Here is a 17940-nt window from a genome sequence, read left to right on the forward strand (position 1 = left end):
AACATAGGTTTGTGGCAATCTCAGTTTAACGCGAATTTCAGGAAGCGACCGTTTCCGAAATCGCCCTGAGAGAAGGCCCTGACGATGCTTGAAGAAAAATACCGCGTTCTATTCGAACCCCTGAAAATTAAGAACCTGGAGATTAAGAACCGCTATGTGATGGAGCCGATGGGCCCCGGCGGATTCTGCGACGAACAGGGCGCCTACACGGAGCGTGCCGCGGACTATTACGTGGAGCGGGCCAAGGGTGGCGCCGGTCTCATCATTACGGGTACGACGATGGTGGAGAACGAGGTCGAGGTCTGCTCCCTGCCCTCCCTCCCCTGCGCCACGTTGAACCCGAACCACTTCATCCAGAACGCGAAGCAAATGACCGAGCGTGTGCACGCATACGGCGCCAAATTCTTCTGCCAGCTGACCGGAGGTTTCGGCCGCGTGTCGATTCCCTCCATTCTGGGCAAGACGGCCATTGCTCCATCACCCATCCCCCACCGCTGGATCGACGGAGTGGTCTGTCGCGAGATGACCGTTGACGAGATCCACTACATCGTCAGGAAGTTCGGTGAGGCCGCCCTGGTCTGCAAGAAAGCCGGGTTCGACGGTGTCGAGATCCATGCCCTCCACGAGGGCTACCTGCTCGACCAGTTCGCGATCTCCTTCTTCAATCACCGCACCGATCAGTACGGCGGATCGCTGGAGAATCGCCTCCGATTCGCGACGGAGATCGTTCAGGAGATCAAGAAGACCTGCGGCGCGGATTACCCGGTCTCCCTGCGCTTCGGCCTCAAGTCGATGATCAAGGACTGGCGCCAGGGCGGACTCCCCGGCGAGGAATTCGAGGAGAAAGGCCGCGACATCGAAGAAGGCATCGAGACGGCCAAGGCCATGGAGGCTGCCGGCTACGACTGCCTCAACGCGGATGTCGGCACCTACGATTCCTGGTACTGGACCCACCCGCCGATGTACCAGGCCAAGGGTCTCTACCTGCCGTACAACGAAATCCTCAAGCGCCACGTCGACATCCCCGTGATCACAGCCGGACGAATGGAAGATCCCGACCTCGCCTCGGACGCCATCCGGAACAAGCAGACCGACTTCATCGGCATGGCCCGCCCACTCCTCGCCGACCCCGACATCCCCAACAAGATCCGCGCGGGCAAGTACAACACAGTCCGCCCGTGCCTGTCCTGCCAGGAGGCCTGCATGGGCCGTCTGCAGCACTTCACGTCGATCTCCTGCGCCGTGAATCCGGCCGCCCGCCGCGAGAAGACCTACGCCCTCGAGCCCGCGGTCACCAAGAAGAAGATCATGGTGGTCGGCGGCGGGGTCGCCGGTTGCGAAGCAGCCCGCAACCTTCACCTGCGCGGCCACGTCGTCGACGTGTTCGAGAAGTCCGATCACCTCGGCGGCAACCTCATTCCCGGCGGAGCGCCTGACTTCAAGGAAGACGACCTCGCTCTGGCCCGGTGGTACACCAACGAACTGGTGACCATGGGCATCCCCGTTCACTACAACACCGCCGTGACCCAGGAACAGGTTGAGGCCGGCGACTACGACTGTGTCATCATCGCCACGGGCTCCAAGCCCAAGCGCATGGCCCTCGAGGGCTCCGACAGGGTCTTCACGGCGGAAGACGTCCTGCTCCTGAAGGAAGACGTCGGCGAATCAGCCGTGATCATCGGTGCAGGCCTCGTTGGCTGCGAGCTGGCCTTGTGGTTGGAGGGCCTGGGCAAGAAGGTCACTCTGGTTGAATACCAGCCGGACATCCTGCAGCTCGGTGGCCCACTCTGCACCGCGAACTCCGACATGATCCGGGACCTCATCGCGTTCAAGAACGTCGACCTGGTCGTGAACAGCATGGTGACCGGCGCCCGCGATGGCGGCTTCGTCATCAAGGACCGCGAGACCAACGAGGAGACGGTCCTGATGGCGGATTCGGCAGTTGTGGCCGTCGGCTACGTCTCGGAGCGCTCACTGTACGAGGAGCTGCGCTTCTCCGGTCCCGAATTGCACCTGATCGGAGATGCCGGCGAGGTCTCCAGCATCATGTACGCCATCTGGAATGCCTATGAGGTCACGAAGAACATCTGATCGTCATCGGTGGAGGCCCCCATCCCGCGTGAGCGTGGGTGCGGGGCCTTCACCGTGATTTGTGCGGTGACGAGCGCGTCATCTGTGCCTGTTCGCTGATCGCCATCGTGTTCACGCCTCCGGAATCACGAAGCGGTTCTCGTCGATGCGGCGGGTGTCGGGTTCGGGGCCGCGGCGGATGCCGAGGTCGAGCCCGTCGATCGCCGCGAGTTCGGCATCCGTCAGTTCGAAATCGAAGACATCGAAATTCTCGACGATGCGGGACGGCGTGATCGACTTCGGGATGGCACTGCGCCCCTGCTGGACGTGCCAGCGGATCATGACCTGCGCCGCCGACTTGCCGTGCACGGCTCCGATCGCCTCGATCACCGGGTCATGCAGCGGGTTCTTCGCAGTGCCGTCGCCCCAGCCCGGGTAGAAGTTGATGCCGCCGATCGGAGACCAGGCCTGGGTCAGGATGCCGCGGGCAGCATCCGCCGCCTGGGTCTCCTTCTGCACGAAGTACGGGTGCAGTTCGATCTGGTTGACGGCAGGAACGATGGTGCGCGCCTCGAGGAGCGCATCGAGGTGTTCCGGCTTGAAATTGCTCACGCCGATCGCCCGCACCTTGCCCTCGGCGAGGAGGGTCTCAAGCGCGCGGTAGGCCTCGAGAGTCTTGTCGAAGCTCAGCGGGACCGGCTGGTGCAGGATCAAGAGGTCGAGGTAGTCGAGGCCGAGCTTGCCGGTCGCGACGTCGAAGGCGTGCAGGGTCTCCTCGTAGCCGTACTGGCTGATCCAGACCTTGGTCTCGACGAAGACCTCGGCGCGATCGACACCCGAGTTGCGCAGTCCTTCGCCGACCTGCCGCTCGTTCATGTAGGCGGCAGCCGTGTCGATGTGGCGATACCCGGTACGCAGCGCGGTCTCGACGGCGGCCGCGGTGTCCTCCGCGGAACTCTGGAAGACCCCGAGACCTACCGCGGGGATATCGACGCCATTGTTGAGGGTGAACGAAGTAGTCATGCTTCGAGGCTACGTGCGGTCCCGTCAACGAGGGAGGGTGGCTCAGTACCTCCCTGTGCCACCCCGGCCCGCTGCCCGGCGAGGCCTGCTCACCACCGTTGCCGGGCACGCGGTTGGAGAGAATCGTCAGAGGACCTTCGCGCCCATGGCGATGTCGAAGCCTGCGCCATGGGCGGCCAGGCCCACCAGGAGGATGCCGGCCCATTCAAGGGCGTGGGCCATCTCAAGCGCTCCTGCGTCGAGGGGCCGCATGCCCAGGCTCTCCACAAACGCGGCGACCTCTGCCTTCGCCCCGGCGCTGTCGCCGGCGAAGAACACATCGACGGCCTTGTCCTCAGCAATGACGCCGCCGAAGATCGTGTTGAATGCCTTCACGACATGTGCGCCCTCGGGGGCGGCCGCGGCCATCTGCTGCGACACAGAGTTACCCGGGGTCGTCACGACTCCACTGGCGTCAGCGTTGAACGGGTTGGTGATGTCGACGAGGATCTTGCCGGCCAGCGCATCGCCGTAGTGCGCGACCACGTCAACGGCGCCGGCGTAGAGGACGGCCACGATGACGATGTCCCCCGTCGGCCGTGCGCCGAACGCGCCGACGGTGGCACCGTTGCCGATCTGTTCGGCGAGAGCCTGCGCCTTGGCGGCGTTGCGGCTCATGAACTCGATGGTGTGGCCGTGCTTCGCCGCCCGTGTGCCGATGGCGGTCGCCATGTTGCCCGAGCCGATGATGCTGATGGTGGTCATGAGGTGTCTTCCAATCGCCGCGTCGATGTATGTACACCGATCTGAGTACCTAACCTAACGGGCTGATGCGCGGCGAGTCAAGCTATGCACACCGATCGGTACCAACGGGCTACGCTAGGGACTATGACGGAGTTGGAGAAGGGACCGCGCGGCCTGCGGAGCGGCAGGGGCGCTCGAGAGCGCCTTCTCAGCGCGTCCCAGCAACTGTTTCCCGATCAAGGCATCAACTGCACCGGCGTTGACCAACTCTGTGCGGTGGCCGGGGTCTCCAAGCGGACGCTGTACCAGCACTTCGACGGCAAGGACGAGCTCATCGCCGAGTATCTGCGCCGTTTCGATCCCGACATCCTGCCCGAAGTCTTCGACCGCTCCGACCTGACGCCGCGCGAGCGACTCCTCGCCATCTTCGACATCCACTCCCCCCTGTGCCCGTTCATCGGGGCTGCCGTCGAAATCCAGGACCCGGGCCATCCAGCACGCGTCTTCGCCCGCACCTATAAAGAGGGCTTCGCCGCCCGGCTCGCTGATACCGCCCGCGATGGCGGCGCCACCAACCCCGAACAGCTCGGCGAGCAACTGGCACTGCTCCTGGACGGTGCCTCGGCTCGCAGCCGAGTCCTCAACACCGACACGTTTGCCACCGCGGCCGCCATCGCGGTCGTCCTCATCGACGACGCCCTCCCCAAGGCGTCGGCATAAGCATCGATCCTCGTCGACGCACGACAGTCCGAGCTTTGGTGTCACCGGCGGCAACGCTCCGGAGGACACGGGAGTGGAGACTCGCGTGTCCTGGCAGTGAAACCGCCGGCCTGGCGCGGTGATCAGGCGTTGCTCAGGGCGCTCAAGCAGAATGGCCGCAGAGCCCCTGACGGTTCCCGGACGATGGCCAAGTACCCGGTACGCGACAAGACTTGCCAGTGGAGTCATCATGTTGCCGTGGATCGTTCTGTCCCTCTCCGGAGTTCTCGAGGCCGTCTGGGCAACCGCCCTGGGCAAGTCGGCGGGATTCACAAAGCTCGTCCCGACCCTCGTGTTCGGTGCGGGGATCATCGCAAGCATGGCGGGACTCGCTTTCGCACTGAGAGAGATCCCGATCGGGACCGGCTATGCCGTCTGGGTCGGGATCGGTGCGACGCTGACCGTCGTCTACGCGATGGTCACCGGGACCGAATCGCTCAGCATCCTCAAGATCGTGCTCCTCCTGGGACTGATCGGCTGCGTGATCGGACTGAAGCTCGTGAGCGACGCCGGTCACTAGCATTCAAAACAGATACCCCGGCCGTTCGCTTTCACCGGCGAATGTCCGTGCCCGACGGCTGGAACCAACGCCTCGAAGCGCATTGGGCTCACCGCTTCGTGCCACGGGTCGAGCGCGGCATCGTTGACGATCGATCAGGTGTAGCCGCGGGTGCCGAATTGGAGTTTGTCGCCGGGATGGATGGTGGACATCCCGACCTTGCCGCCGACGAGGGTCTCGACCTGCTCGGGGTAGACGCCGAAGCGAGTGGCGATGGGTGTTCAGTCCCTGAGGTGTTCGGGCATTTGTGGGCATTGTTTGTAGATGCCTTGATCGGGGGGCCCCTGGTCGATGTGTGCATAGGGCTGCCAGGTCACGGTTGCGGGGCCTTGGCCGGTGTAGTTGGCCATGAAGGATTCCAGGGTCGGTGGCGGATCAACCCGGATGTGGGCGGCTTCCAGGCACGGCATGAGGACCGTTGTTTGGTACTGGTAGAGGTAGGTGATCTGCGACTCGTTCAGCGGAACGGAGTTCTTCGGGTCGCTGGGAAACCGGGTATTGCAGACGTAGTCCGCGATCGCATGACGCTCCTCGTCGCCGAGCGCCACGTAGGTTTCGATGCCGCCCTCAGGGCTCGCGACCGCAGGGACTCCTGCGGCGGTCAAGCAGGCGGCGATCACCGACGGGATTTCCTCCAGACTCAGGAACCTCTCCCGCGTCGCCGTCGGCACGGCCACGTCCGGATAGCTGGCGACGAATCCGTCGCGCAAGGCAGTTTGCGCCTGATCGGCCAGCTCCTGCCGGGCGGCCTCGGTCATCACGGGCGGGATGGGCGCCGGGATGGGCGTGGCCGACGGTGGAGCGACCGGCGCGGCGGCGCATCCGCTCAGCACGAGGAGCACGAGCGCAATGCCGAGGACCTTCCAGGACACCCGTGCCGCGCGCGGAGCCGGGACCTTCAGTGTTGGGCGCACCCGATGGATGCTGCCGTCAGGGAGAGACGCGGAAGGTGCCGAGAACGGTGGTGCCGTCGCTTCCGAAGAGCGGACACGGTCGAACAGCAACCCGGACGCGCGGCGATCCGCACTATTCGACCCGCGCGAAAAAACCAGATCGGACTCCCCCGCAGTCTTCATGACCACCCCCATGACTATTGAACGCCATCCGCGGGCAATTCACGGCAAATTGCCCCTGATCGGGTCAGAAAATTTCAACGCGCCTTGTGCCGATCACGTGTCAGCATGGTCGCGTTCCCGCAGCCTGCGTCACGGTGTTCGGCGACTCACTCACGGCAACACCTCAAAGATGCCGCGCGCGCCCTTCTCGGCGTCCGACATGACGTGGCTCACGAACGGATAGTGCCCAGCCTCGGAGAAGGACAGCTCCACGAATCCGCCCTGCGCGGCGGCCAGATCGAGCACTTGCGAGCCACCCGTCCCGGTGCTGCCGCCGTCCTTGAGCGGGTAGTCGCCCTCCCTATAGACGGTATGGAACTGGCCGCCGACGATGTGGAAGGCGCTGCCCACGTTCGGGCCGGCATCCAGCACCCAGACCCGCACGGTCTCGCCGACACGGGCCGGAAGCGGACGGGCGGCGTACTGGTTGGCGTAGCCGTTGAAGACCATCAGGTCGGGGGTCTGCGCCTTGACCTTGACGGCGTCGACCTCGCCGCCCTGCGCGCCGAGGTAGAGCTCGGACTGCACCAGGAGGTACTCGCGGTCTACGTCGGCCAGGCCGGGCGGGTCGATGATCACGGCACCGAACATGCCGTTCGCGATGTGCACCGACATGGGCATGGTGGAGCAGTGATAGAGCCAGATGCCCGACCGGGTGGCGGTGAACGTGTAGACCAGGCTCTCACCGGGCTGGATGGTGCGCATCACGGCGTCGGGGGCGACGGTGCCTGCGTGGAAGTCGATGGAGTGCCCGACCGTGCCCTTGTTCACCAGGGTGATTTCGAACACGTCGCCCACCCTGCCGCGCAGGGTGGGGCCGGGCGCGGTGCCGTTGAAGGTCCAGAGCATCTGGGTGACACCGGGGGCCACCTCGGTTTCCACATTGCGCACGACCAAGGTACGGCGATGCACCGTGGCGTCTGGAGCGGGCGGCAGCACGGCATCGTGCGCCTCGAAATTCGCGTCGGGTACGGCCGAGGGGTCGATGTCGGCGGCCGCAGAGGTTCCCGTCGCGGCCGCGTCGTGGCCGGTGTGGCTGCCGTCCGCGGACACGCCCGCCATGCCGCCCATCGAGGTGCTGTCGCCGGTGGCGGATGCGCCCGCGTCGCCCACCGCGACGATGCTGATCTCCATGCCCAGCAGCCGGTGTCCGGCGATCGAGCACCAGCCGTCCACGCTCGCGCCGATCACGCCAACGGCCACGGTCGTGGTGGTGCCCGGGTCAAGTGACCCCGACACAAGGCCGGACTCCAGCACCAGGTTGTGCGCCATGTCGTCGCTATTGGTGAGGGTGATCATGAGTGCGTCGCCGAGCGGCACCTCGATGCGGTCGGGCACAAAGCGGGTGTGCACCATGTCCACGGCGACCGTGGTGGTGTGACCGGTCGCGGCAGCGGTTCCAGAGGAGCCCGCGGCCTGGGTCGACACCGCCGACATTTCCACCGAGGCCGGGTCGACAACGATGCCCACGGTCACCGTGAGGAGCAGCACGCTCGCGGCCGCGAGCATCCGCCCGGTGCTGCGCGGTCGCGGGCCCTGCACCGGCCGTTCGCCCGGCGCCACGCGCACGAGCGGCAGGGCGCGCACCCGCCGGTTGGCGCGGAGGGCCCGGGTGAACAGCACCAGGAAGCTGGCCAGGGTCGCCACGATCAGCATCGACAGCGCCACGGTGAGGGTGCTGGAGACCGGCAGCAGCGACAGGAGGAGGGCGCCGTTGACGACCACGACCCGGAACAAGCCGCCGCGATCGAGCTCGGCGGCGGCGGCTTTGAGGGCGGCCGGGCCGCCACCGAGCACGACGGGCACGAGGTGGCTGAGGGCGCCGAGCAGGATCTGGGCGGCGAAGCCGATCGCGAAGTACGGCACCAGTGTTTCCACGCCGGCGGCCGCGACCGTCCAGCTGGGGGCGGACGCCACGCGCAGACCGAACCCGAGGGTGCAGAGCGCGAACCAGATCTGCGCGGCGCCCAGGCTCCAGGCTGCGAAGGTCACAGCTGGCGCCCGGCGCAGGTGCCCGACACCCTCCCAGAGCACGCGGCCGAGGGCCACCAGGTAGACCAGAACACCGAGTGCAACGACGAGGCGCAGGTCGGCAAGGCAGCCCAGCCCGACGAGAACCAGGCCACCCGCCAGCACCGTCAAGGTGCTGCCGGCTGCCACTGTCGCGCCCGCGACGCGGGTGTGCAAGACGGTCGGCCAGAGCAGTGCGATGGTGCCGATCACGGTGAGGCCGACCCAGCCGAGCAGGTTGAACGCGAGGTGACCGATGAACAGGCGTTCGTAGTCTTCGCCTCCCCCGTCGAGCCGGGCCATCAGGATGCCCAGGGTGACGCCGGCGGCGAGCATCACCGCGCTCGCCACGTAGTAGCGCACCAGCGGGGCGAACCGGCCCGGCATCGCACCCCGGGTCTGACCCACGATGACGGCGGCGTGGGCCAACGCGTTCAGGCCCACCAGGATGCCGCCGACCAGCACGAGCGGATACCAGCCGATGACAATGCCCGTCATCACCGCGATGGCGCCGACGGTGTGCGTACTCAACCGCAGTCCGAGCGAGAGACGATGGCCGAGGGCCTTGCGCCGTAGCAGGGTATCGGCGAAGTGCTGGCTCCAGATCAGGATGGCCGTGCTCACCGCGCCGAGGAGCAGCAGGTGCACGAGCAGCCAGCCCGACGAGGGCAGTTGGCGGTGCAGCAGGGTGAGGATCACCGCGGCAGCCAGCCACGCGGGCACCAGGCTGCCCGAGACGATGTGCCAGAGCTTGTCTTTCACAGCAGCGACCTCCCCAGGGGCGCTGCTGACGGGGTCGCAGTGTTGCGCGGTGTCGTCCGCACGGGCGGCACGGTGGTTCCGCGCAGAACCGAGACTGCGGCAATCGCCACGAACAGCAGCACCGCGACGATGTTGAACACTCCGCCCCACTGCACCAGCACCGGCCGGCCATAGGCGTCGCCGAAGAGTACCCGCACCAGCAGCGACACATGCAGCAGCGACGCCGGCAAGTACATGACCGGCCGATACGGCAATGGCCGGCGCAGCACGGCCGGCAGGATGGTGGGAGCGTGCGCCATGATCATCGACATGACGAAGCCCAGGAACACGGCGTGCATCATGGCGTCGTAACCGGGGCCGGAGTAGACCGGACCCCGCAGCAACCAGATGCCGCCCACGACGGCGAGCCAGCCATACCCGGCCAGCAGGCACCAGGCCATGTAGCGGGGTAACCCGACCGAGCGCACCATGCGGGTGGCGATGTCGTGCCGGAACAGCCAGGCCACCAGCGCCAGCATCCCGGCACCGAGCAGGGGGTAGCCGGCGATCGGCCAGACCAGGGCGACGACCGAGCCGAAGCTGAGCGCGAGGCTGATGCCGAGCATCCACTGTTCGGCGCGCCGGTTGACGGTGGGCGAGATGCGGGACAGTTCGAGGCGTTCGCCGGCGATCGTGAGAACCAGGAAAAGAATGAGCAACGGTGCGAGCTGCGGGATGCCGATTCCGCGCAGCCAGAAGATCGTGGCCATGAGCCCGGCCAGGGCGCCGAGCACCTGTACGGCGGTGGAGACCGAGCCCTGCTTGCGCCAGATCTCGCTGTAGATCGCCAGCAACATAGTGGTGCCGGCGACCAAGGCGGCCTGGCCCACGACCACCGGCAGCGGTGAGATGAGCGCGATGCCGCCGGCACCGAGCAGGCCGGGCGAGAGATAGGCCCACGTGCGGCGGACGGCCACGGCCCGCTCGAGCACCACGACGGTGCCGACGAAGCCGAACACCATCAGCGGGCCGTGCACCTCCGTGAGTCGGGTGCTGTCGACGGGCGCCCAGAGGCCGAGCAGGAGCAGCGCGCCGTTGAGTCCGGCGAGCAGGGCGATGCCCCCGAGGAGCAGGAAGACCAGCCGGGCGGTGACAGGAGGCCGCTCCATCGGGCCGGTGCCCCGCGTAGCGCTGCCGGTTCGGCGAAGAGGGCTCGGCGTAGTCATCGGCGTGGGTCAGGTCAGGATAGCGTCGGGGTCAGATGGCGCGCGTGGGCGCTTCGGCCGATGCTTCATGGTCGGCAGGTTCGGCACGGCGACGGTCCGATGACAGGATGATCGGTTCGACGGTCACGGCTTCTCCTTCGGGCGGGTCGAATGACCCCAGAGTGCCATTATAGAGGACGAACATCCTTTTAATAGGATCGTGCCATAAGAGCGCTGGCTGCTACACGCGGCCGGCGAACGACACGGCGAAACCGATGACGCGGTCGCACACGGAGATCCCGCTAATCTGCGGTCCAGGACGTGTGCTCGTGCGTGATCCAGACGTGTTCAGGATGCAGCGAGCGAATCAGTCGCTGGCCTTCGGTCTCGGGGTTGTCCAGCTCGCCGAACCACACCGCGGTGTCTCCGGCGATGATTGTCGGACGCTCGCCGGTATCGACGACAACGATCTGTGAGCCGCGGGTGTGGCCCGGCGCCGGGAGGAGTCGAATCCCGGGAAGCAGGTCGAATTCTCCATCGACGGGTACATAGTGCACGCCGGGCGGGTCCACCCATTCTCGGATGGTGTAGTCGTCTTCGGTGCGGGCATCGTCAAGTTCCTGGCGCTGGACGTAGATGGGCGTGCCGGGGAAGAGGTGGTTGCCGCCACAGTGGTCGAAGTGAAGGTGTGTGTTGATGACGATGTCGACGCTCTCGAGGTCGAATGCCTGCGCCTTGAGAGAGTGGGGGCGAGGGTCGAGATCGGCCGCTGCGGGGTGGATCTCTGTGAAACCGGTGTCGACGAGCACCCTCGCATCGGGATGTTCGATGAGGTGCACGTAGACGGGCATTGGGTACCCCTCTGCGGTCAAGTCACCGACATGAATGGGCGTGATTGTGATGGGGGCGTTCATGACGCGTCTCCTTCGCGAGTAGCGGATGTTGTCGTTCGTTCAGCCCAGATTCCGACGTTCACAGCACCCAACCTAGAAGCTCTACGTTCCAGCGTGAAGGGCCATTTATTGACCAGTTGAGTGGACCATTCGCCAAGGTGAGCGTGTGTCTGTGGACTGGGGGCGTGGAGGCCTCGACCTTCGCGACTCCCCCAGTTTGGGGCGGCGACCTCGGGTCGACACCTCTTTAGGGGAATGTCACTCAATGGGTCGATAGATTGGTGGGAGTTCTAGGGGGGACTGTGGTTGATCGTTCGAGCGTCTGTCCTCGCGAACGCGACCTGGTCCGGAGTACTACCTCAAGTCTGCCTATTCCGGTGAGGCGCTGATGCGCGCGCGAATTCATACCGGACTGGTGTGGGCGATGGTCCTGGTCCTGGCCGCCAGCGTGGTCGGGCTGGCTGTGCATTGGGGCGGATGGGGCCCGGCAGGTGACGTCTGGTTCGAGCCGGTCCTTGTCGTCTCGGTAGGGCTGACGGACCTGTTACCCGTCGCAGTGTGCTGGATGGCTGTCGGAAGGGTCGGACTTCGGCGCCCGGAGGTTCTGCTCGCCGCGACCGCGATGACCGCCTACGTTGCTGGTGACTGTTACAGAGCCTGGGTAGAGGCCACGACCGGCTCGATTCCGTTCCCGTCGGTTGGCGACGTCCTGTATTCGCTGTTCTACCTGCTGATGCTGGCCGCTCTGATCGTTGCGGTGCGCCGCCACGTGCGGACGCTGGCATCGTCGGTCTGGCTGGACTGCGTGGTGGGGTCGCTCGGCGCAGCCGCGGTGCTGGCGATTCCGCTGAGCCCGGTGCTGGACTCGGCCCTGACCAGTTCATCGTGGTTGGCCACCGTGACGGCGATCTCCTTCCCACTCTTCGATCTGCTGCTCGTGGCCGCTATCGGCGGGATCGGCGCCTTGGGGGGCAGGCGGCTGGGAAGACGGTGGGTGTTGCTGTTCGTGGGCCTGCTGGTCTTTGCCGCGGCGGACGTGCTCTACGCGCTGCAGGTGAACGCCAACACGTATGTGCGCGGTACGCCGCTAGCCGCGGCCTGGGCGATCGGACTTGCCCTGTTGGCATTGTGGGTCGACGGTATGGAGCGAACTCATCCGGCCGCGGCACCCGAGACGAGCCCAGCGACCGGCAGGGCGGCACTGATGGTGCCGGTGGTGGCCACCGCCGCAGGGCTAGGGGTGCTCTTGGTGAGCAGCCGGGTGCCCTTGTCAACGCTTTCGGTCGCTCTTGCGGGGGCGACGTTGGTCGCGGCGACAGCTCGCACCCAGGTCGCCTTCCGTCAGGTCGCGTGGATGGCGCATCTGCGCCGCGTTGCCTCTGCAACGGACGACTTAACAGGCCTCCCGAACCGGCGGGCCCTCCACGTAGAGGGGCACGCGCGCTTGGTGGACCCGGAGCGTCGCCGCCAGTCGCTGCTGATGCTCGACCTGGATAAGTTCAAAGAGGTCAACGACAGCCTGGGCCACCACGCCGGAGACCAGCTGCTGGTCCAGGTCGGCGCCCGCCTGCGTGAGCACCTGCGGCCTGGGGACCTGCTGGCGCGTCTGGGCGGCGACGAGTTCGCGGTCCTGCTCGAGGATGCCGGCCACGCCGAGGCCATTGACGTGACCGTCAAGTTGCGCGCCGCGCTGGCCGAGCCGTTCGCTCTGGAGGACATCACACTGCACACCAGTGTCAGCGTCGGTATCGCGCTCTTCCCCGACCACGGTCTGGACCTGAGCTCCTTGTTACGCACGGCCGATATCGCCATGTACAAGGCCAAAACATCGGGCCGTGGCCAGCACGTCTACAACACCGCCGACGACACCGACGCCACCACCCGGCTGAAGACGGTCGAGGAACTGCGAACCGCACTGACCACCGACCAGCTCGTGGTGCATTACCAGCCCAAGATCGACCTGGACACCGGCGAGGTCCACAACGTAGAGGCGCTGGTGCGCTGGGATCACCCTACCCGCGGTCTGCTCTACCCCGACGCGTTCCTGGCCTTGGTCGAAGAATCAGGATTGATGCGGACCCTGACCCGGGTCGTCCTTCAGGTCGCCCTGGACCAGGCGGCGGTGTGGCACGCCGAAGGCCGACCCCTCACGGTCGCAGTCAACCTCTCGGGCAGCACGCTGATCGACACCAGCCTGCCCGACGAGGTCGCAGCGATGCTGACGGTCCGTAACCTCCCGCCGGGTGCCCTCCAGCTGGAGATCACCGAGGAGTTCCTGATGGCCGACCGCGACCGGGCCCGGAGCATCCTGACCCGGCTGCGGAGCAGCGGTATCCAGATCTCCATCGACGACTTCGGCACCGGGTACAGCTCACTCTCCTACCTGCGCGATCTGCCCCTCGACGAGCTCAAGCTGGACCGCTCGTTCGTCTTCCCGATGGTCGACGACGCCCGCGCTGCAGCACTGGTCGCCTCCACGATTGGCCTGGCCCACAGCCTCGGCCTGCGGCTGGTTGCCGAAGGCGTCGAGACCAAGGCCGCTTACACCGAGCTCGTCTGCCTCGGCTGCGATCAAGCCCAGGGCTACTACATGTCCCGGCCCGTCCCCGCCGCCGAGCTCGACCTGTGGCTCAGCGCCCGAGACATCGCCGACGAGTTCACTGAGATGACTGGCCTGCTGCCTTCTCTCGACTGACCTTCCGCCACGGGTTTCGCCTACCCGCTCCTCGGCATACGCGCTCTCCTCGTATCCTGTGCCTCACGCGTGCGATCCCATTCGACGCGATAGTAGACCGAAGACCACCCGGCGGCTCGACCTGATCGGGGGCGCAGTGGGACCGCCGATGACACGCGCCGCGGGATTCCGTTGGTTTCGACTGCCCCGACAGCCCTGACCGTTCGAAGGGAGGAGGATTGGTGTCGTGAAGATTCTCTCGATTCAGTCAGCCGTCGCATATGGCCACGTTGGCAACTCCGCAGCAGTGTTCCCCCTCCAGCGCATCGGGGTCGAAGTGCTGCCGGTCAACACGGTGAACTTCTCCAATCACACGGGATATGGCGCGTGGCGCGGATCCCTTATTGCACCCGAAGATGTGCACGATGTCATCCTTGGTATCGAAGATCGTGGTGTGCTCCCCCAGATCGACGTCGTGCTCTCGGGATATCAGGGCGGCACCGGGATCGGCGACGTCATCGTGGATGCGGTGCGGCGGGTGAAGGCGGCGAACCCCTCGGCCATCTACGCGTGCGACCCTGTGATGGGTAACGCGAAGTCCGGGTGCTTCGTGGCGCCCGAGATCCCCCACCTGCTTCGGGAGCGCGTCGTCCCCGTGGCCGACATCATCACTCCGAACCAGTTCGAACTGGGATTCCTCACCGGAACCGAGCCCTCGACGCTGGACTCCACACTCGAATCCGTCGACATCGCCCGGGCGATGGGACCGGACACCGTGCTCGTGACCAGCGTGGAACGCCCCGACCGCGAACACGGCACCATCGAGATGCTCGCCGTGGATGCTGCCGGCGCGTGGATCGTGCAGACGCCCTATATCCCTTTCAAAGCCAACGGATCGGGCGACGTCACCGCAGCGCTCTTCTCGGCGCACTACCGCGCGACAGGTGACGCTGCGGTAGCGCTGGAACGGACCGTGTCCAGCGTGTTCGATCTCCTCGAGCTGACCTACCAGTCAGGTGAGCGGGAACTGCAGCTCGTTCAGGCGCAAGAATCCTATGCGCACCCACGCATGCAGTTCACCGCCCAGCGCGTGCGATAACCGCTGGAGGCCCCGAAAGCGGCCAACACGGCAGCCGGCGGATACGCCGACGTGCAGAGCGGACAACGCGTCGCCTCCACAAAGCGCCCCATCTGTCGGGCCGCTTCGTTTCAATGGCAACCGCGCTCTGAATTGTCCTCACGACAGCAACACTCGTTTGCAACTTTTTGGTTGCAGTTGGCTTCCGCTTGTGCAACGCTTAGGTTGCAGCAATCAACTGAAGGACTAATCCACCGAAGGGATGCACCATGAGCACGAAGATCAACGAGTTGTCCGTTATCGATGCCGACAAGTTCACCGTCTCACGAACCATCACCATCGCAGCCTCCATCGAGAAGGTCTGGGCCGCCGTCACCGAGGCGCAGCACATCGCCCGCTGGTTTCCCGAGCGCGCAACCCTGTCACCGCTCGCGGTCGGCACCACCGGTGTCTTCGGCTGGTCCGACCATGGCGACTTCCCGGTCCGCATCGAGGAGCTCGACCCGCCGCACATGATCGCCTACCGCTGGGGCAACAGCAACGCCGCCGCATCCACTCTCGAGTCGGGCGAGACCACCGTCTTCCGCTTCACCCTCGAAACAGTGGATGCCGGCACGCAACTCACGGTCGTCGAATCCGGTTTCGACGCCCTCCGTGACCCCGCCGCGAGCATGGACGGCAACCGCGGTGGCTGGGACTTCGAGCTGGACGAGTTGGTCGCCTACCTCGAAGGTTCCGAGTGACCGCGTCCACCCTCGTTCCCGTTTTCGCCGCCCTCGGCGATGACACGCGCTGGAGCATCCTGGCAGCCCTCGGCGGGGCGGACGCATCGGCGTCCGCCCTCGCCGAGGTCCTCCCCGTCTCGCGCCAGGCGATCGCCAAGCACCTGGCGGTGCTGCAGGACGTCGGACTGGTCGAGCCAGTGCGAGTGGGTCGCGAAGTCCGGTACCGGGTGCTGGGCAGCCAGCTCGCCGAGACCGCCCGGCGGCTCGACCTGATCGGGGCGCAGTGGGACCGCCGGCTGGCGACGATCAAGCAGATCGCGGAGGCGCTGGAGTCGGAGTAACGCACTCGATCCCGAGACCCGGCGACATCCCCGCGGAATCTGTTCCCGACGCTGCCGTCGTCTGTGCGCGTACCTCGGAATCCGAGACAGTGGCGACGGGAAGGACCCCGGTGAACTATCGAACAGCAGCGCTGGACAAGCTCCTCTTTTCCAGGGCCACGATGGCCTGGGGGCTGAACCCTCTGACGATCAGCCAGATGCCGAGCGAGAACTCGAATACGGCAACGAGGAGCGCTGAGGCTCCCGCCAATGCGTCGTGTTGACCGATGAGCCCGGTGAATACGGCGAGATAGCCGGCAAGGAGTACGGGGGCTCCAACGATTCCGATCAGGGACAGGGCCCGGGGCACCAGACGGGATTGGAACAGCAAGATCCCCAGCAGCAGGTCACAGACGGCCGGCATGAAACTCTGACTCAAGAGGAAGATGCGATCGTACAAGTAGGCGAGCGTATGGCCGGTGACCACGACGTCTGTTCCAGAGCCGCCCTGCCGCAATGCCACGATCGTCAGGATCACGGCAACGCCGAGCAAAATGGCGCTCGACTCCAGTATCCGTGCGGCCACCAGGCCCAGTGCGGCCGCTTCGTTCTGCTTCTTGAGCACGGGGAACAATACGACGGCGGTGCCGATACCCGCGAGGGCGACAATGATCTCCGAGAGACCGCCGAGCACGGCCCCGGTGTCCGGGCCGGGGCCAAGAACATAGTCCGCACCCTTCACCGGGCCGTACAGCACGAGGGACGGAATCGAGACGAAGGTGAGCATGTAAAGGATGCCCGCGATCAACGAAGTCCTTCGATATGGGGAGCGAGCCGGGACGGTTGCGTGTTCGGTGGCCATGTTCGTTCCTCCACTTTTCGGTTTTCAGGTCGAGGCAGGTCGATCGGGCAACCACGATGGTCTCGACGGGATTCGCAAGATCCTGAGCTTCGTCAGCGTAGTCCCGCGTCCCCGCTGGGGATAGGAGCGCCCTCCAGTGGCCGTCCGAACCCCTTTGAGCGATGACAGCTACGACCCGGTGACGGATGATATGGACCTCACGCGACCGATGCTACGTGCCCACTCGCATCCGTCACTGGCTGAGTTGGGCGAGGAGTTGTAAGGCGTCGGCGTCGGGGGTGCCCGGCTGTGCCTGGTAGGTGAGGACGCGCAGGTTGGATTCGGCTGGCCGGAGGACGTCGAAGTCGAGGGTGAGCCGACCGACCAAGGGGTGGGCGAAAAGGTGTTGGCCATAGCTGAGGTCGTGCACGGGGTGCTCGGCCCAGATTCTGGCGAACGCGTCGCTGCGTTGTGCGAGCTCACCGATGACACCGCTGAGACGTTTATCGTCGGGGCAGGTGCTCGACGAGTACCTGAGGAACCCAACGACTTCGCGCGCCATGGTCTCGGAATCCTCGAACAGCTCGGGGCCGGCGCATCCGAGGAAGAAGCGCTGGGCGAAATTCGGACGGATGTCGTCCCGCTCGGTCGCGTCAAAGGGAAGGTCGTGGGCAAGTAGTAGGTGACCGAGCCTGTTCCAGGCGTAGATATCGTTGGCGTGATCGAAGACGATCGCAGGCCCGGGAAGGGCCGCGATGAGCCGCAAGATGCTCTGGCGCGGCCGTTCGGCTGGGACACCGATCGCACGCGCGTACGAGGGGCGCGCGAGGCGACGGAGGTGGAGTGCTTCATCGGGGTCGAGCCGCATGGCGCGAATGAGGGCTTCGATCACCTGATCAGATGCTCGCTCTGCATCCGCTGCCTGCTCGAGCCGGGTGTAATAGGCGACGCTCACGCCGACCAGCTGAGCGATCTCTTCTCGCCGCAATCCGGGAACACGCCGCGCCCCATAGGCATTCACCCCAACCGCTTCCGGAGTCAGCGCGGCGCGGCGGCTGCGAAGGAAATCCCCGAACTCTGTTGACATCATCCCAGTATGCGCGGTGCAGCGACCGGTCGGGAGGATCAGCCTGACCCTGCTGGTGGTACGCACACCGGGGGTCTGGCTGGTCATCAACGGCAATGACAGGCTAGGGCAAATGCA

15 protein-coding genes and 1 riboswitch are annotated in these 17940 nt (G+C 65.7%); of the genes, 7 read left to right on the forward strand and 8 right to left on the reverse strand.

All coding sequences use genetic code 11. The features are described from left to right. Positions 1–84: 84 nt before the first annotated feature. The gene (locus tag E3O50_RS02010; RefSeq protein WP_134558541.1) at positions 85–2091 is read left to right on the forward strand and encodes an FAD-dependent oxidoreductase; all 2007 of its coding nucleotides are present in this window, start codon (positions 85–87) and stop codon (positions 2089–2091) included. A 111-nt stretch (positions 2092–2202) separates the two neighbouring features. Here the strand turns inward: E3O50_RS02010 and E3O50_RS02015 are convergent, their stop codons facing one another. Further along, complete coding sequence (locus tag E3O50_RS02015; protein WP_134450204.1) at positions 2203–3093, reverse strand: aldo/keto reductase; 891 nt, start codon at positions 3091–3093, stop codon at positions 2203–2205. A 126-nt stretch (positions 3094–3219) separates the two neighbouring features. After that, positions 3220–3837 carry an NAD(P)-binding domain-containing protein gene (locus E3O50_RS02020; protein ID WP_134450203.1) on the reverse strand — a complete coding sequence of 206 codons (618 nt, stop codon included), beginning with the start codon at positions 3835–3837 and terminating at the stop codon, positions 3220–3222. Between the two features lie 123 nt (positions 3838–3960). On the opposite strand from E3O50_RS02020, the gene E3O50_RS02025 reads away from it, so the two are divergent. Both E3O50_RS02025 and E3O50_RS02030 read left to right on the forward strand, forming a co-directional pair. Further along, positions 3961–4536 (forward strand): TetR/AcrR family transcriptional regulator, encoded by a 576-nt coding sequence (locus tag E3O50_RS02025; RefSeq protein ID WP_134558542.1) that lies wholly within the window; start codon positions 3961–3963, stop codon positions 4534–4536. Positions 4537–4693: 157 nt separating this feature from the next. Continuing rightward, a riboswitch (guanidine-III (ykkC-III) riboswitch) is annotated at positions 4694–4756 on the forward strand. 12 nt (positions 4757–4768) lie between these two features. After that, positions 4769–5095, forward strand: coding sequence for a multidrug efflux SMR transporter (locus tag E3O50_RS02030; RefSeq protein WP_134450272.1), 327 nt, complete (start codon positions 4769–4771; stop codon positions 5093–5095). A gap of 260 nt (positions 5096–5355) precedes the next feature. Here E3O50_RS02030 and E3O50_RS02035 read toward each other — a convergent pair whose 3' ends face one another. From E3O50_RS02035 to E3O50_RS02050, 4 genes are all read right to left on the reverse strand, one after another. Continuing rightward, a complete protein-coding gene (locus tag E3O50_RS02035) occupies positions 5356–6210 on the reverse strand; it encodes a hypothetical protein (RefSeq protein WP_134564542.1) in 855 nt (284 codons plus the stop codon). A 150-nt stretch (positions 6211–6360) separates the two neighbouring features. Beyond that, positions 6361–9021, reverse strand: a complete 2661-nt coding sequence (locus E3O50_RS02040) for a multicopper oxidase domain-containing protein (RefSeq protein ID WP_134558544.1) — start codon at positions 9019–9021, stop codon at positions 6361–6363. Further along, on the reverse strand, positions 9018–10169 hold the full coding sequence (locus E3O50_RS02045; protein WP_134558545.1) for a hypothetical protein: 1152 nt from the start codon (positions 10167–10169) through the stop codon (positions 9018–9020). The genes E3O50_RS02040 and E3O50_RS02045 overlap by 4 nt, the downstream gene beginning before the upstream one ends. 338 nt (positions 10170–10507) lie before the next feature. Then, on the reverse strand, positions 10508–11119 hold the full coding sequence (locus tag E3O50_RS02050) for an MBL fold metallo-hydrolase (RefSeq protein WP_134558546.1): 612 nt from the start codon (positions 11117–11119) through the stop codon (positions 10508–10510). 367 nt (positions 11120–11486) lie between these two features. Here E3O50_RS02050 and E3O50_RS02055 point away from each other — a divergent pair, with 367 nt between their 5' ends. The 4 genes from E3O50_RS02055 to E3O50_RS02070 all read left to right on the forward strand — a co-directional run bounded on the left by E3O50_RS02055 (position 11487) and on the right by E3O50_RS02070 (position 15916). Next, positions 11487–13793, forward strand: coding sequence for an EAL domain-containing protein (locus E3O50_RS02055; RefSeq protein ID WP_134558547.1), 2307 nt, complete (start codon positions 11487–11489; stop codon positions 13791–13793). A 226-nt stretch (positions 13794–14019) separates the two neighbouring features. After that, on the forward strand, positions 14020–14871 hold the full coding sequence (pdxY, locus tag E3O50_RS02060) for a pyridoxal kinase PdxY (protein WP_134558548.1): 852 nt from the start codon (positions 14020–14022) through the stop codon (positions 14869–14871). A 248-nt stretch (positions 14872–15119) separates the two neighbouring features. Continuing rightward, positions 15120–15593 (forward strand): SRPBCC family protein, encoded by a 474-nt coding sequence (locus E3O50_RS02065; RefSeq protein ID WP_134558549.1) that lies wholly within the window; start codon positions 15120–15122, stop codon positions 15591–15593. Next, on the forward strand, positions 15590–15916 hold the full coding sequence (locus E3O50_RS02070) for a metalloregulator ArsR/SmtB family transcription factor (protein WP_134450194.1): 327 nt from the start codon (positions 15590–15592) through the stop codon (positions 15914–15916). Before E3O50_RS02065 ends, E3O50_RS02070 begins: the two co-directional genes overlap by 4 nt. A 115-nt stretch (positions 15917–16031) precedes the next feature. Here E3O50_RS02070 and E3O50_RS02075 read toward each other — a convergent pair whose 3' ends face one another. Next, positions 16032–16757 (reverse strand): DUF4386 domain-containing protein, encoded by a 726-nt coding sequence (locus E3O50_RS02075; protein ID WP_134558550.1) that lies wholly within the window; start codon positions 16755–16757, stop codon positions 16032–16034. Between the two features lie 232 nt (positions 16758–16989). Then, positions 16990–17910 carry a helix-turn-helix transcriptional regulator gene (locus E3O50_RS02080; RefSeq protein ID WP_198413404.1) on the reverse strand — a complete coding sequence of 307 codons (921 nt, stop codon included), beginning with the start codon at positions 17908–17910 and terminating at the stop codon, positions 16990–16992. Positions 17911–17940: the final 30 nt, after the last annotated feature.

This window comes from Cryobacterium sp. MDB1-18-1 (assembly GCF_004402735.1).
Classification (GTDB): domain Bacteria; phylum Actinomycetota; class Actinomycetes; order Actinomycetales; family Microbacteriaceae; genus Cryobacterium; species Cryobacterium glucosi.

What these genes read in the sequence shown, in the direction of transcription:
- E3O50_RS02010 (WP_134558541.1), top strand. Translation starts at nt 85, where the DNA reads ATGCTTGAAGAAAAATACCGCGTTCTATTCGAACCCCTGAAAATTAAG.
- E3O50_RS02015 (WP_134450204.1), bottom strand. Translation starts at nt 3,093, where the DNA reads ATGACTACTTCGTTCACCCTCAACAATGGCGTCGATATCCCCGCGGTA.
- E3O50_RS02020 (WP_134450203.1), bottom strand. Translation starts at nt 3,837, where the DNA reads ATGACCACCATCAGCATCATCGGCTCGGGCAACATGGCGACCGCCATC.
- E3O50_RS02025 (WP_134558542.1), top strand. Translation starts at nt 3,961, where the DNA reads ATGACGGAGTTGGAGAAGGGACCGCGCGGCCTGCGGAGCGGCAGGGGC.
- E3O50_RS02035 (WP_134564542.1), bottom strand. Translation starts at nt 6,210, where the DNA reads ATGAAGACTGCGGGGGAGTCCGATCTGGTTTTTTCGCGCGGGTCGAAT.
- E3O50_RS02045 (WP_134558545.1), bottom strand. Translation starts at nt 10,169, where the DNA reads ATGGAGCGGCCTCCTGTCACCGCCCGGCTGGTCTTCCTGCTCCTCGGG.
- E3O50_RS02050 (WP_134558546.1), bottom strand. Translation starts at nt 11,119, where the DNA reads ATGAACGCCCCCATCACAATCACGCCCATTCATGTCGGTGACTTGACC.
- E3O50_RS02055 (WP_134558547.1), top strand. Translation starts at nt 11,487, where the DNA reads ATGCGCGCGCGAATTCATACCGGACTGGTGTGGGCGATGGTCCTGGTC.
- E3O50_RS02065 (WP_134558549.1), top strand. Translation starts at nt 15,120, where the DNA reads ATGAGCACGAAGATCAACGAGTTGTCCGTTATCGATGCCGACAAGTTC.
- E3O50_RS02075 (WP_134558550.1), bottom strand. Translation starts at nt 16,757, where the DNA reads ATGGCCACCGAACACGCAACCGTCCCGGCTCGCTCCCCATATCGAAGG.
- E3O50_RS02080 (WP_198413404.1), bottom strand. Translation starts at nt 17,910, where the DNA reads ATGACCAGCCAGACCCCCGGTGTGCGTACCACCAGCAGGGTCAGGCTG.